Annotated in this window: 14 protein-coding genes and 1 pseudogene; 9 read left to right on the forward strand and 6 right to left on the reverse strand. The window is 70.3% G+C overall.

Annotated elements, in window-relative coordinates:
• Positions 1–17: 17 nt before the first annotated feature.
• Positions 18–791, forward strand: a complete 774-nt coding sequence (locus tag G5C51_RS17635; RefSeq protein ID WP_338118191.1) for a response regulator transcription factor — start codon at positions 18–20, stop codon at positions 789–791.
• Here G5C51_RS17635 and G5C51_RS17640 read toward each other — a convergent pair.
• Positions 781–1,446 carry an arsenate-mycothiol transferase ArsC gene (locus G5C51_RS17640; protein ID WP_165238413.1) on the reverse strand — a complete coding sequence of 222 codons (666 nt, stop codon included), beginning with the start codon at positions 1,444–1,446 and terminating at the stop codon, positions 781–783. The two genes, G5C51_RS17635 and G5C51_RS17640, sit on opposite strands and share 11 nt — an antisense overlap.
• Before the next feature lie 114 nt (positions 1,447–1,560).
• Here G5C51_RS17640 and G5C51_RS17645 point away from each other — a divergent pair, with 114 nt between their 5' ends.
• Positions 1,561–1,932 carry an ArsR/SmtB family transcription factor gene (locus G5C51_RS17645; protein ID WP_165238415.1) on the forward strand — a complete coding sequence of 124 codons (372 nt, stop codon included), beginning with the start codon at positions 1,561–1,563 and terminating at the stop codon, positions 1,930–1,932.
• Positions 1,933–1,950: 18 nt separating this feature from the next.
• On the opposite strand, the gene G5C51_RS17650 is transcribed toward G5C51_RS17645, so the two are convergent.
• Positions 1,951–2,364, reverse strand: coding sequence for an arsenate reductase ArsC (locus tag G5C51_RS17650; RefSeq protein WP_165238417.1), 414 nt, complete (start codon positions 2,362–2,364; stop codon positions 1,951–1,953).
• A 19-nt stretch (positions 2,365–2,383) separates the two neighbouring features.
• On the opposite strand from G5C51_RS17650, the gene G5C51_RS17655 reads away from it, so the two are divergent.
• From G5C51_RS17655 to G5C51_RS17670, 4 genes are all read left to right on the forward strand, one after another.
• Positions 2,384–2,695: an ArsR/SmtB family transcription factor gene (locus tag G5C51_RS17655; protein ID WP_165238419.1), complete on the forward strand. Its 312-nt coding sequence runs from the start codon at positions 2,384–2,386 to the stop codon at positions 2,693–2,695.
• Positions 2,696–3,802, forward strand: coding sequence for an ACR3 family arsenite efflux transporter (gene arsB, locus G5C51_RS17660; protein ID WP_165238421.1), 1,107 nt, complete (start codon positions 2,696–2,698; stop codon positions 3,800–3,802). It begins immediately after the preceding gene.
• Positions 3,803–3,807: 5 nt separating this feature from the next.
• On the forward strand, positions 3,808–4,872 hold the full coding sequence (locus tag G5C51_RS17665; RefSeq protein WP_165238423.1) for an ArsO family NAD(P)H-dependent flavin-containing monooxygenase: 1,065 nt from the start codon (positions 3,808–3,810) through the stop codon (positions 4,870–4,872).
• Between the two features lie 133 nt (positions 4,873–5,005).
• Positions 5,006–5,329: an STAS domain-containing protein gene (locus tag G5C51_RS17670; RefSeq protein WP_165238425.1), complete on the forward strand. Its 324-nt coding sequence runs from the start codon at positions 5,006–5,008 to the stop codon at positions 5,327–5,329.
• Positions 5,330–5,338: 9 nt separating this feature from the next.
• Here the strand turns inward: G5C51_RS17670 and G5C51_RS17675 are convergent, their stop codons facing one another.
• A complete protein-coding gene (locus G5C51_RS17675) occupies positions 5,339–5,698 on the reverse strand; it encodes an ArsR/SmtB family transcription factor (RefSeq protein ID WP_165238427.1) in 360 nt (119 codons plus the stop codon).
• Positions 5,699–5,961: 263 nt separating this feature from the next.
• Between G5C51_RS17675 and G5C51_RS17680 the strand changes: the two genes are divergently transcribed.
• A complete protein-coding gene (locus tag G5C51_RS17680) occupies positions 5,962–7,293 on the forward strand; it encodes an NAD(P)-binding domain-containing protein (RefSeq protein WP_165238429.1) in 1,332 nt (443 codons plus the stop codon).
• A gap of 62 nt (positions 7,294–7,355) precedes the next feature.
• On the opposite strand, the gene G5C51_RS17685 is transcribed toward G5C51_RS17680, so the two are convergent.
• Positions 7,356–7,613, reverse strand: coding sequence for a hypothetical protein (locus tag G5C51_RS17685; RefSeq protein WP_165238431.1), 258 nt, complete (start codon positions 7,611–7,613; stop codon positions 7,356–7,358).
• Positions 7,614–7,646: 33 nt separating this feature from the next.
• Positions 7,647–8,132, reverse strand: coding sequence for a hypothetical protein (locus G5C51_RS17690; RefSeq protein ID WP_165238433.1), 486 nt, complete (start codon positions 8,130–8,132; stop codon positions 7,647–7,649).
• A 425-nt stretch (positions 8,133–8,557) separates the two neighbouring features.
• Here G5C51_RS17690 and G5C51_RS17695 point away from each other — a divergent pair, with 425 nt between their 5' ends.
• Together G5C51_RS17695 and G5C51_RS17700 are read left to right on the forward strand one after the other, a co-directional pair.
• On the forward strand, positions 8,558–9,181 hold the full coding sequence (locus G5C51_RS17695) for a LysE family translocator (protein WP_165238435.1): 624 nt from the start codon (positions 8,558–8,560) through the stop codon (positions 9,179–9,181).
• 123 nt (positions 9,182–9,304) lie between these two features.
• A complete protein-coding gene (locus G5C51_RS17700) occupies positions 9,305–9,724 on the forward strand; it encodes a PASTA domain-containing protein (protein WP_165238437.1) in 420 nt (139 codons plus the stop codon).
• Positions 9,725–9,766: 42 nt separating this feature from the next.
• Here G5C51_RS17700 and G5C51_RS17705 read toward each other — a convergent pair.
• A pseudogene (locus tag G5C51_RS17705) lies at positions 9,767–11,131 on the reverse strand (glycoside hydrolase family 6 protein); the annotation flags it as partial.
• Positions 11,132–11,540: the final 409 nt, after the last annotated feature.

Here is an 11,540-nt window from a genome sequence, read left to right on the forward strand (position 1 = left end):
GCGATACGGGACCCGTGGTGACCGCCGACGACCGCCACCGCCACCACCGTCCGACCGGACTCGACCCGCAGCCGGACCTGCTGCTGGCCGAGCCCGACGAGGCGGTGGCCGCCCGCGTCATGGCCCGCTTCGAGCGCGCGGGCGTACGCACGATCGTGTGCCTGGACGGCGCCGAGGCGCTGCTGCAGGCCGGGTACCACCACCCGCGGATCGTGCTCCTCGGCGCTCCGCTGCCGGTGGTCGACGCGGCGCGGGTGACCGAACTGATCGCCCGGCTGCACCCGGTGCCGGTGATCGTCGGCGCCGGCACCGACGGCGCGAGCGAGGCGACCGCGGCGCTGTCGGCGGGCGCGGTGGCGTTCGTGACCCGCCCGTACCGGATCGAGGAGATCCTGCCGCTGCTCATCCCCGCCCGGAAGGAAGCGGCACCGGCACCGGAGCATCTGGTCGTGGGCGACATCGAGCTCGACCTCGCCGGCTTCCATGTCTTCGTTTCCGGCCGCCAGTTGCAGCTGCCGGTCCGCGAACTGATGCTGCTGCGCTACCTGATGGAACACGCCGGCCGCGTCGTCACCCGCCTCGAACTCACCAAGGCCATCTGGGGCGTCGACCACCTGGAGAGCAACAGCCTCACCGTCCACATCCGCCGCATCCGCCGCAAGGTCCAGGAGGAGGGCGGCAGCACCTGCACGATCGACGCGATCCGCGGCGTCGGCTACCGCCTGGACTGCAGGCGGCAGAACACGATGCCCACGCAGCGACGGAACGTCCGCCCGGTCGCTACGGGATGAGCGGAGCGGCCGGCGCCAGCTCCTCGGCGAGCCGGTCGATGCGGCGGCTCAGGGCGTCACGTACGGCCCGGGCGCTCTCGATGTCCAGGCCGGACAGATCCGGCAGGTCCCAGTCCACGTACCGCCGCCCGGGCACCACCGGACAGGCATCGCCGCAGCCCAGGGTGACCACGACATCGGCGGCGCCGACGGCCTCGCGGGTGATGGGCTTGGGGAACTCCGCGCCGATGCCGAGCCCTTGCTCGGCGAGCAGTTGGCGCACCACGGACGCGACGTCCGTGCCCGGCTCGGAGCCCGCCGTCAGTACGGTGACCGCCCCGGCCGTGCGGTGCCGCAGCAGCGCCGCGGCCAGCTGGGACCGCCCGGCATTCTCCGTACACACGAACAGCACCTCGGGCACCGGCTTCGGGCACAGCCCCTGCGCCCGCGCGAGCGCGCCCAGCCGCTGATCGGCGAACCGCTCGACCAGCACCGGCAGATGGCGGACGACGCGGGCCCGGGCACCCAGCAGCTCCGCGCACTCGGCCACGTAATCGGCCACCGTGGCGCGGGAGAAGGCCCGCCGGTGGCGGGCGGCCAGCCGGTCCGTGACGCGCTCCAGCACGGCGTGGCTGTCCCGCAGCTCCGGCACCTCGGATCTGCGGGGCTCGTCCATACAGGAAGAATAGGTGAGCATCTATGCACTGGGCAGACTTCGCGTGAGGTGAACCCTGGGTGAACAAACGGCCGTTGCGGCTGCGTGTAGCCTGAATCGATTTACGGTACATAGATGGCTGTCACTACATACGGCGCATCCGCGTCACCCGCGCAGAAGACCGGAGCCTGCGACTCCGGAGAGCTTGCCGGCCCACCGATCGAGCGCGACGAGGCCGAACAACTGGCAGCCTCCCTCAAGGCCATCGCCGACCCCACCCGCCTGCAGCTGCTCCGCCTGATCGAGCAGGCCCCCAAGGGCGAGGCCTGCGTCTGCGACCTGACGGACGCCCTCGGCCTGCGCCAGCCGACCATCAGCCACCACCTGAAGGTCATGACCGAGGCGGGCCTGCTGCACCGCGAACGTCGCGGCACGTGGTCGTGGTACTCCCTCAACCGCGACGGCCTGCGCAGCCTGCGCGAGATCCTGCGGCCGGCGGACGACTGAGCGCGGCGGCGCTTACGCCTACGCCTTGGCCGCCGGGGCGATCTCGGCGATCAGCTCCTCGACCAGGCCCTTGATCTGATCCCGGATGGGACGTACGGCCGCGACGCCCTGGCCCGCCGGGTCCTCCAGCTTCCAGTCCAGGTAGCGCTTGCCGGGGAAAACCGGGCAGGCGTCGCCGCAGCCCATCGTGATGCAGACGTCGGACGCCTTGACAGCGTCGACGGTGAGGATCTTCGGGGTCTCGGCGGCGATGTCGATGCCGACCTCGCGCATCGCCTCGACCACGGCCGGGTTGACGGTGTCGGCAGGGGCCGACCCGGCGGAGCGGACCTCGACGCGGTCGCCGGCGAGGTGGGCGAGCCAGGCGGCGGCCATCTGGGAGCGGCCGGCGTTGTGGACGCAGACGAAGAGCACGGAGGGCTTGGCGGTCATGATGTGAGAGTATCAGTGCATGCTGACATCAGTCGAGACTGATCTGATCCGCGTACTCGCGGATCCGCTCAGGATGCAGATCGTGCATCTGCTGGCCCGCGAGACGCTGTGCACCACGCACCTGGTCGAGGAGACCGGCGCCCGCCAGACGAACCTCTCCAACCACCTGCGGGTGCTGCGCGAGGCGGGCGTGGTGGAGACCGAGCCGTGCGGCCGCTTCGTCTACTACAAGCTGCGGCCCGAGGTCCTCGAATCGCTGGCCGGCTCCTTCACCGAGCTCGCCGCCACCGCCCGTACGACCGTCGAAAACGATCGAAAGCGAGCCTGCTGAATGACCGCGACCGAATCCGGCACCGCCTCCGCGCAGGCCAGCGCATCAGCCGGGGACGACGCCTCGATCGTCGCCAAGCTTTCGACGCTCGACCGCTACCTCGCCGTGTGGATCCTCGCCGCCATGGCCCTCGGGCTGGGGCTTGGGCGGCTGATCCCCGGCCTGAACGACGCCCTCGCCAAGGTCGAGATCGGCGGCATCTCGCTGCCGATCGCCCTCGGCCTGCTGGTGATGATGTATCCGGTGCTGGCCAAGGTCCGCTACGACCGGCTCGACGCCGTCACCGGCGACCGGAAGCTCATGATCTCCTCGCTGGTGGTCAACTGGGTGCTCGGCCCCGCGATCATGTTCGCGCTGGCCTGGATCTTCCTGCCCGACCTGCCCGAGTACCGCACCGGCCTGATCATCGTCGGCCTGGCCCGCTGCATCGCGATGGTCATCATCTGGAACGACCTCGCCTGCGGCGACCGCGAGGCAGCCGCCGTCCTCGTGGCCCTCAACTCCGTCTTCCAGGTCGTGATGTTCGGCGTCCTCGGCTGGTTCTACCTCGACCTGCTCCCCGGCTGGCTGGGCCTCGGCGACGGCGAACACCTCGACATCTCGATGTGGAAGATCGCGCTGAACGTCGTCATCTTCCTCGGCATCCCGCTCCTGGCGGGCTTCCTCACCCGCCGTATCGGCGAGAAGAAGCTGGGCCAGGAGGCATACGAGTCGAAGTTCCTGCCGAAGATCGGCCCGTGGGCGCTCTACGGCCTGCTCTTCACGATCGTCATCCTCTTCGCCCTGCAGGGGAAGACGATCACCTCGCAGCCGCTGGACGTGGCCCGTATCGCGCTGCCGCTGCTGGTCTACTTCGCGCTGATGTGGTTCGGCACCTTCGCCCTCGGCAAGGCCCTCGGCCTCGCCTACGACCGCACCGCGACGCTCGCCTTCACCGCGGCCGGCAATAACTTCGAGCTCGCCATCGCGGTCGCCATCGCCACCTTCGGCGTGACCAGCGGCCAGGCCCTCTCCGGCGTCGTCGGCCCGCTGATCGAGGTGCCGGTGCTGGTGGCCCTGGTCTACGTATCGCTGGCCTGGCGACGGAAGTTCAGCCCGGCGGCGTGATCGGCATGAGCGGTACGCGGACGGTGCAGGTGGTGGTGATCGGCGGCGGGCAGTCCGGGCTCGCCGCCGGGTACCACCTGCGCCGCCTGGGCGTGGACTTCGTCGTCCTCGACGCGCAGTCCACACCCGGCGGGGCATGGCAGCACGGGTGGGATTCGCTGCGTCTGTTCTCCCCGGCCGGCTACTCCTCCTTGCCGGGCCGGCTGATGCCGTCCCAGCCGGGCGCGGAGTATCCGGACGCCGCCCATGTGGTGGCGTACCTCCGGGAGTACGAGAAGCGGTACCAGCTGCCGGTGCAGCGGCCCATGCGCGTGCTCGGCGTCCACCGCGACGGTGAACTGCTGCGCGTGGCGACCGACTCCGGCACCTGGCGGGCCGGAGCGGTGATCAGCGCGACCGGCACCTGGTGGCGGCCCTTCCTGCCCGCGGTCCCGGGCAGCGGCGGGTTCGCAGGCAGGCAGCTGCACACCGTGGAGTACCGGCGCCCGCAGGATCTCGCGGGGCAGCGGGTGATCGTGGTCGGCGGCGGCAACTCCGGCGCCCAGATCGCCGCCGACCTCGCCCACGACACCGAGCTCACCTGGGTCACCCAGCGCCCGCCGCGCTTCCTGGCCGACGACATCGACGGCCGCGCCCTGTTCGACGCCGCCACCGCCCGCCGGCGCGCCCTCGACGAGGGGCGTACCGACACCGGCGGCGTCGCCTCCCTCGGCGACATCGTCGCCGTCCCGCCGGTCCGCGAGGCCCGGGACCGCGGCCTGCTCAAGGCCCGCCCGATGTTCACCCGCCTGCTGTCCGACGGCGTGGAATGGGCCGACGGCACCCGCGCCGAAGCCGACGCGGTCATCTGGTGCACCGGCTTCCGCCCCGCGCTGTCCCACCTCGCCCCGCTCCAACTCCGCGGCCGGCGCGGCCACATCGCCACCGCCGGCACCCGGGCCGTGGACGAGCCGCGGCTGCACCTCCTCGGCTACGGGGACTGGACCGGCCCCGCTTCCGCCACCCTCATCGGCGTCGGCCGCCCCGCCCGCGACGCGGCCCGCGCGGTCGCCGAACTCCTCCGGCGGTGACCGCCCGTGGGCGGCGTCGCACACGGCGGGACTGCCCTGGTCTCCCGCATATGCACGCGGACCGTACGAGCGGGACAATGGAAGTGGAGACGTCGGCGCGCGCCGCGCGCGGCCGGCGATCGAGGAGGCCGCCATGGCAGCCGATATCCAGCCGTCCGTGACCATCACCGAGGCCGAAGGGCAGCGCGTCGTCGTGTGCTTGGCCGGGGAGCTGGAGGCGCACATGGCGCTCGAGCTCGAGGAACGGTTCGCCGATCCGCGGATGCTTCAGGCCCGCGAGTGGGTGCTGGACATGGAGGCGGTCATCTGGCTGGACCTGACGTGCGCCTATGCGCTCTTCCGCGCCGCCACCAGCGCCCCCGAACCCATTGCCCTGCACATCCACGGCGCCCGGCGCAGCGTCCAGCACATCCTGCGCGATGCGGGTGTGGACGCGATCGCCACCGTCAACGAGTGATACGGCGCCTCATCCAGAGATCAGCGCCTGCCCCATGGCGGCGACGACGGACGGCTCGACGCGGTAGTACACCCAGGTGCCGCGACGCTCGGAGGTGAGCAGACCGGCCTCCTTGAGCTTCTTCAGGTGGTGGGAGACGGTCGGCTGCGAAACCCCGACATCGGAGATGTCGCACACGCACGCCTCCCCGCCCTCGTGCGAGGCGACGAGCGAGAACAGCCGCAGCCGCACCGGATCCCCGAGCGCCTTGAACATCCGCGCGGCCCGCTCCGCCTCGTCCGCCGTGAGCGGCCGCTCGTTCAGCGGCGGGCAGCAGGGGGCGACGGCCTCGGGCTCGAGGACCGGCAGGAGAGGGCTCGCATTCGACATACGTCTATTTTGACACACGTCGAAACCGCAGGACCAGGCCCGGCCCCACAGACTCCTCCATGTCAGCTCCTTGTTTCGACGTATGTCTATATTGACACCTATCGAAACAGATGGCATGCTGACCCCGCAAGACATCGACAGATCTCGAATCAGGCCCTGGCAGGAATTCGCGCCCATCGCACCGCCAGGCACCTGGAAGGTGCCCGCTTCAGCGGTCACTGTGGCCAAGGGCCATCCGCCAACGAATCGAGGACACCGCACCCATGAGCACCGACCGGCACCAGCTCCCCGTCATCGTCATCGGAGCGGGCCCCATCGGCCTGGCCGCCGCCGCCCATCTCCTGGACCGCGGCATCGAACCGCTCGTCCTCGAAGCCGGTCCGAGCGCCGGGCACGCCGTACGCGAGTGGTCCCACGTCCGCCTCTTCTCGCCCTGGAGCGAGGTCGTCGACCCGGCCGCGGAGAAGCTCCTCGCCCCCACCGGGTGGGTACGGCCCGAGGGCACCGCGTACCCGAGCGGCGGCGACTGGGCGGCGCGCTACCTGCAGCCGCTCGCCGAAGTCCTCGGCGACAAGGTCCGCTTCAACTCCCGCGTCACCGGCGTCACTCGCGCCGGCCGCGACCGGATCGTGGACGCCGACCGCGAGCAGCAGCCCTTCGCCGTACACGTCACGCACCCCGACGGCAGCGAGGAGCGCCTCCTCGCCCGCGCCGTCATCGACGCCTCCGGCACCTGGAGCACCCCCTCCCCGCTCGGCGGCAACGGACTCCCGGCCCTGGGCGAGAGGGCCGCGGCCGCGCGAATCTCGTATCAGGTGCCGGACCTCAAGGACCCGGCGGTACGCGCCCGTTACGCCGGCAAGCGCACCGCCGTCATCGGCTCCGGCGCCTCCGCCTTCACCGCCCTCGCCTACCTGGCCGAGCTCGCCAAGGACGCCCCCGGCACGCACACCACCTGGGTGCTGCGCCGCGGCATCAGCGGCAGCACCTTCGGCGGCGGCGAGGCCGACCAGCTGCCCGCCCGCGGCGCGCTCGGGCTGCGGGCCAAGGCGGCGGTGGACGAGGGTTACGCGGACGCGGTCACCGGCTTCCACACCACCGAAGTGGCGCGGGAAGGAGACCAGTTGGTCCTGATCGCCGAGGACGACCGCCGCCTGGCCCCCGTCGACGAAATCATCGTCCTCACCGGCTTCCGCCCGGACCTGACCTTCCTCGACGAGCTCCGCCTCGCCCTCGACGCGCGCCTCCAGGCCCCGGTCGAACTCGCCCCGCTGATCGACCCCAACGTCCACTCCTGCGGCACCGTCTACCCGCACGGCGTGAACGAGCTCTCCCACTCCGAGCAGGACATCTACCTCGTCGGGATGAAGTCCTACGGCCGCGCCCCCACCTTCCTGGCGATGACCGGCTACGAGCAGGTCCGCTCCATCGCAGCAGCCCTCGCGGGCGACCGCGAGGCGGCGGAACGCGTCGAACTCACCCTCCCCGACACCGGCGTCTGCGGCGGCGCCGGCCTCTTCGACGAGCCCACCACCCAGCCGGAAGCGGACAGCGCCGGCTGTTGCAGCACCAACACCACCGGCGGCGGGTGCTGAGCACCGCTCTGGTCCCGGCCTCCAACTGCCGGGACCAGAGCGTCCAGTTCTTCAGCGCCGTTCTAGGCGTGATTGGCGTAGAACAAGGCTCCGAAAATGACCAGCGCGACGAATGCTCCGGCACCGCCGGCACCGGGGGATCGGCGACGGATGGCGCAGGCAACGAACATCACCAGCGCGACCGTCCAACCTGCACCATAGATCCACCATCCAATTCGGATGGATGGCGCAGTTTCGATGGCAGTGAAACATAGAAAGGCCACGAAGTTGGTCGCGAAAACGGACGCCCAGGCGTTACGCTCGACGATCTCGTATGTCATTTCCCATTCCTGGTCGATGCTGCGTAGCGTGCTTTAGCTCCAGGGGATCGACGCCAGATATTTGACCAGCTCCGCGATGGCCTCCCCCGGGGCGGCCTTGATGGTCCACTTGAGCGGGTTGAGGTTACTCAAGCCGTCGACCCACTCGTTGAAGGACTTGACGCCGTTCTGCGCCGCCTCCCAGGCCGGCTTGGCATACTTGCTGCCGGCCTTCTTGATCGCGTTCCAGAGCGCCTTGGCAGCGGCACCGAGCCCCGCCCTGTCCTGCGCTCCGCCCTCCTGCTCCAGCGCGGTCCTGACCTGCTCGACGTCGGCCGCCGTGAGGCCTTCACCCTTCCCCTGGGCGATGAGGTTCAGGGCCTGCTGCAGTGACGCCTGCTGGTCTGGAGTCAGCGCACCGGCCGCAGCGACAGGACGCCCCTGGGGCGCCTCCTGCGCGTGCACCAGACCGGACGCGCCCCCGAGCGTGAGTGCCGTCACAATCGAAACAGATGCCAAGCGTATGGCGTTGCGGTTCACGTATTGTTTCCCTTGCGTTGATAGCGCACGGGGAGGGAGCCGAGTCAAGCGGCCTGGAAAGTGTGGAAACCGAAAGGCCCACGACTGGCTCTCTCCCCCTTGATTTTGCGCAGGGTTCGATACGCAAGGCCCGCGTAGTGAATACGAGCAGTCCGTCGCGTGCGCAAGCGTGGATTCTCAACCCCGTGCAATTACTGGCCTGTTCCCGATGGTCAGTCGGGCTGTTGGCGGGTAAAAACTAACACGATCTTTTCTCACGTAACCATCACAGCTTCTGCGGAAATCGTGTGACGTAAGCCACAGTCATCGATCTTTAGATGCCGCCAACTATCCAACATTCGGGCATAGTTGACGTCCCGTGTACGAGACTTCGAACCGCCGATAATCACTGGCGCCCGGCCACTGGCCGGCGTCACGATGGCGCGATGCTGACCTCACTGCTCGCCTTCTTGGGCGCCTGCACGCTGATCGCCGCGACTCCGGGTCCTTCCACGGTGCTGATCATCCGGCAGTCGCTGCAGAGCAAGCGGGCCGGGATGGCGGCGGTGCTCGGCAATGAGACCGGGGTCTTTCTGTGGGGTGTCATCGCGGCCTGCGGGCTGACCGCGCTGCTTGCCGCGTCCGAGGTCGCGTACGACGTGATGCGCTTCGTCGGTGCCGCGGTGCTGCTGTGGTTCGGGGTGCAGGCGCTGCGGGCGGCGCGGCGCGGGGGTGCGGAGGGGTTCGCCGAGGAGGGGACGGCGGAGCCCTCGCCGCGGCGGGCGTATCGCACGGCGCTGGTGGTGAACCTCGCGAACCCGAAGGTCGGCGTCTTCGCCATGTCCTTCCTGCCGCAGTTCGTGCCGCACGGCGCCCCGCACCTCGCGACGACGGTCGCGCTGGCGGCGATCTGGGCGGTGTACGAGGTCGCCTACTACGCCGTGTACGTGTGGGGAGTGCAGCGGCTGAAGGGCGTGCTGTCCCGGGCCGGCGTGCGCAAGCGGCTCGAGCAGATCTGCGGGACGGTGCTGATCGCCCTGGGTGTACGGCTGGCCGCGGACGCCCGCTGAGGACGTGCGCTGAGGACGTGCGCTGAGGACGTGCGCTGAGGACGTGCCCGCCGCCGGGATCACATCGTGACCTTTGCGCGGTAGGCTGCTCCGCCACTCGCCCGAACCCCAGGGAGGTGGCCCGTGCCGCACCGCGAAAAGGGGAGTCCCCTGGGCCACCCGGCCGCCGTCGGCGCCGCCGTGGTGGTGCTCGCCGCCGTGGCCGCGTTCGTCGTCGAGCCCGAGGGCAGCAAGCCCGCCGCCGCCAAACCCGCCACGGCCGCCGGCCAGGGCGCCCAGCCGCGGCCCGGCGAGGTGCCGGACGTACGGAAGGGCACCCACGGCGACGCCGTCGCGCAGCTGAAGCGCGCGGGGGCCACGATCATCAACACCACCAGCGCCGTGCGCGACCCGAAGGTGCAGCGGATGCCGAAGACGGACATCGACGACTGGCGGGTGTGCTTCCAGAGTCCCTCCCCCGGTGCCAAGGTCGGTGACCGGTTCGAGATCCGCCTGTACGCGGTCCCCGAGGGCTACGACTGCCCGCGCCGTAACGAGGGCTAGGCACCGGGAGAGAGAGCCGGCGGACCCGCAAGAAGCTCAGGACACCGGCGGATACGCGTTCTGCAGCAGCTGCTGGAACTGGGCGGAGAACCAGTGCCCGGCCAGCGGCGAATCGCCCAGCGCGCCCGACGGGTTGTTGCCGTTGCGCGGATTGCCCTGATACGCCGGGTCGCACATCTCGTCGAAGCCCTTGCCCTCGTCGTTGTCGATCGGCTTGCTGGAGCCGTCCGACTCACCCGGCGGCTTGGCCCAGACGTACGCGTCGATGCCCGCCGCGGGCGCCGCGGCCGGCCGCTCGCCGAGGCCCGCGCCCGACTGGTTGCACCAGTTCCCGGGGTGGATGCGGCGGTCGATACGGCCGCCGTTGACGTAGTCGTCCACGGACGTGGTGGGGCCGGGGCCCGCCGGCCGGTCCGCGCCGCCCCAGCCATTGCGGCCGGTGTCGATCAGGATGCCGATGTCGGCGGCGAAGCCGCGGCTGACCGCCAGCGCGCGCAGCGCCTGGCCGTAGGACTCCTCGTCGACGTACTGGTTCCAGTCCACCCACTTCGACTGCCGCACGGTGGTGCCGTTCACCGTGTCGGTGACCTTGAAGTGCGGCTCCGTGAGGGCGGAGTAGTTCGCGGTGTTCACGGCGAAGCCGTCGACGTCGGCCACGGTCGCGCCGGACGTCGTCGCGGCCTTCTTGAACTCGTCGACCGACGGGCCGAGATTGCTGTCCCAGCCGAGCCAGCCGTGGTGCCCGGCGTCGAGGTAGTTGTACACATTCGGGATCGCGCCGAGGGTGTGCAGCGCGTAGCCGACGCCCTTCTCGTAGTTGCCGTTCGCCTTCATGACGCGGCACGCCTCGGTCGCGCCCGGCTGCTGGTCGGCGTTGGTGACGATGTTGGGCAGCGAGTCGGGCTCGACGATGTTGACGATCTTGAGGGACGCGTACTTCGGGTCCTGGTAGATCTCCGCGATCGGGTCGATGTACTCGTTCTCGTAGCGGTCGATCTCGGTCGGGCCGAGCTCCCCGTTGGAGGCGAGCGCGGCGCAGTCGCGGCCCGGCAGGTCGTAGATGACGATCTGCACCAGGTCGGCGCCCTGCTCGAGCGCGGTGTCCAGATGGGCGCGCAGGCCGCGGGCGCTCGCGCTGCCCTCGATCGCGGCGATGCGGTCCATCCAGACGAAGGTGGGCTGGTCGGCGATGGCGCTGCCGCCCGGCTCGGCGGCGGCCCTGGCGGACCAGTCGGGATTGACGTAGGGCTTCGCGCCCTCGTACGGGTTGTCGGCCTGGACGGCGGCGGCCGTGGCGGTGTCCTCCGTCGGTACGGCGCCCGATGCCTGGCTTGTCGCGGTGATGCCCAGCGCCAGAGCTAGCGCGGCCGCGGCCGTCAAGGCGCGGCGGCGGGGTCTTGAGGTCATGGAGCGAGGTCCCTTTCTGCTACTCGTCGTGGGGACCGGGGCACCTGCGGCGCGGGGGGCGGTGCTCGTGTGGGATCCGCTGCGCTTGCGAAAAGCGTGGGACAGGTGGCCCCGGGACGTGCGGCTGTGCGGACACGCAATGTTGCGTGGGAGCGCTCCCATTGACATGACCGTATCAGCGCCGAAACGCAACCGGAAGGGGGTCGACATGAACTTGACATCAAGCCTTGTACGCAACTCCCTTTGCCATTACGGTCCTTGACGTGTGGGAGCGCTCCAAGCGTTCGGCTTCTGACGCCGGACGCCCTGGTGTCGCCGGGCGGTGGTTCACCGCAACCGAGCAGCCTTCAAGGAGCCCTGCACCATGCCTTCCCACCGCCCCCCACGACGCCGCCGCCTGCGCCTGGCC

Origin of the sequence: Streptomyces coryli (assembly GCF_011044975.1) — a bacterium.
Classification (GTDB): Bacteria; Actinomycetota; Actinomycetes; order Streptomycetales; family Streptomycetaceae; genus Streptomyces; species Streptomyces coryli.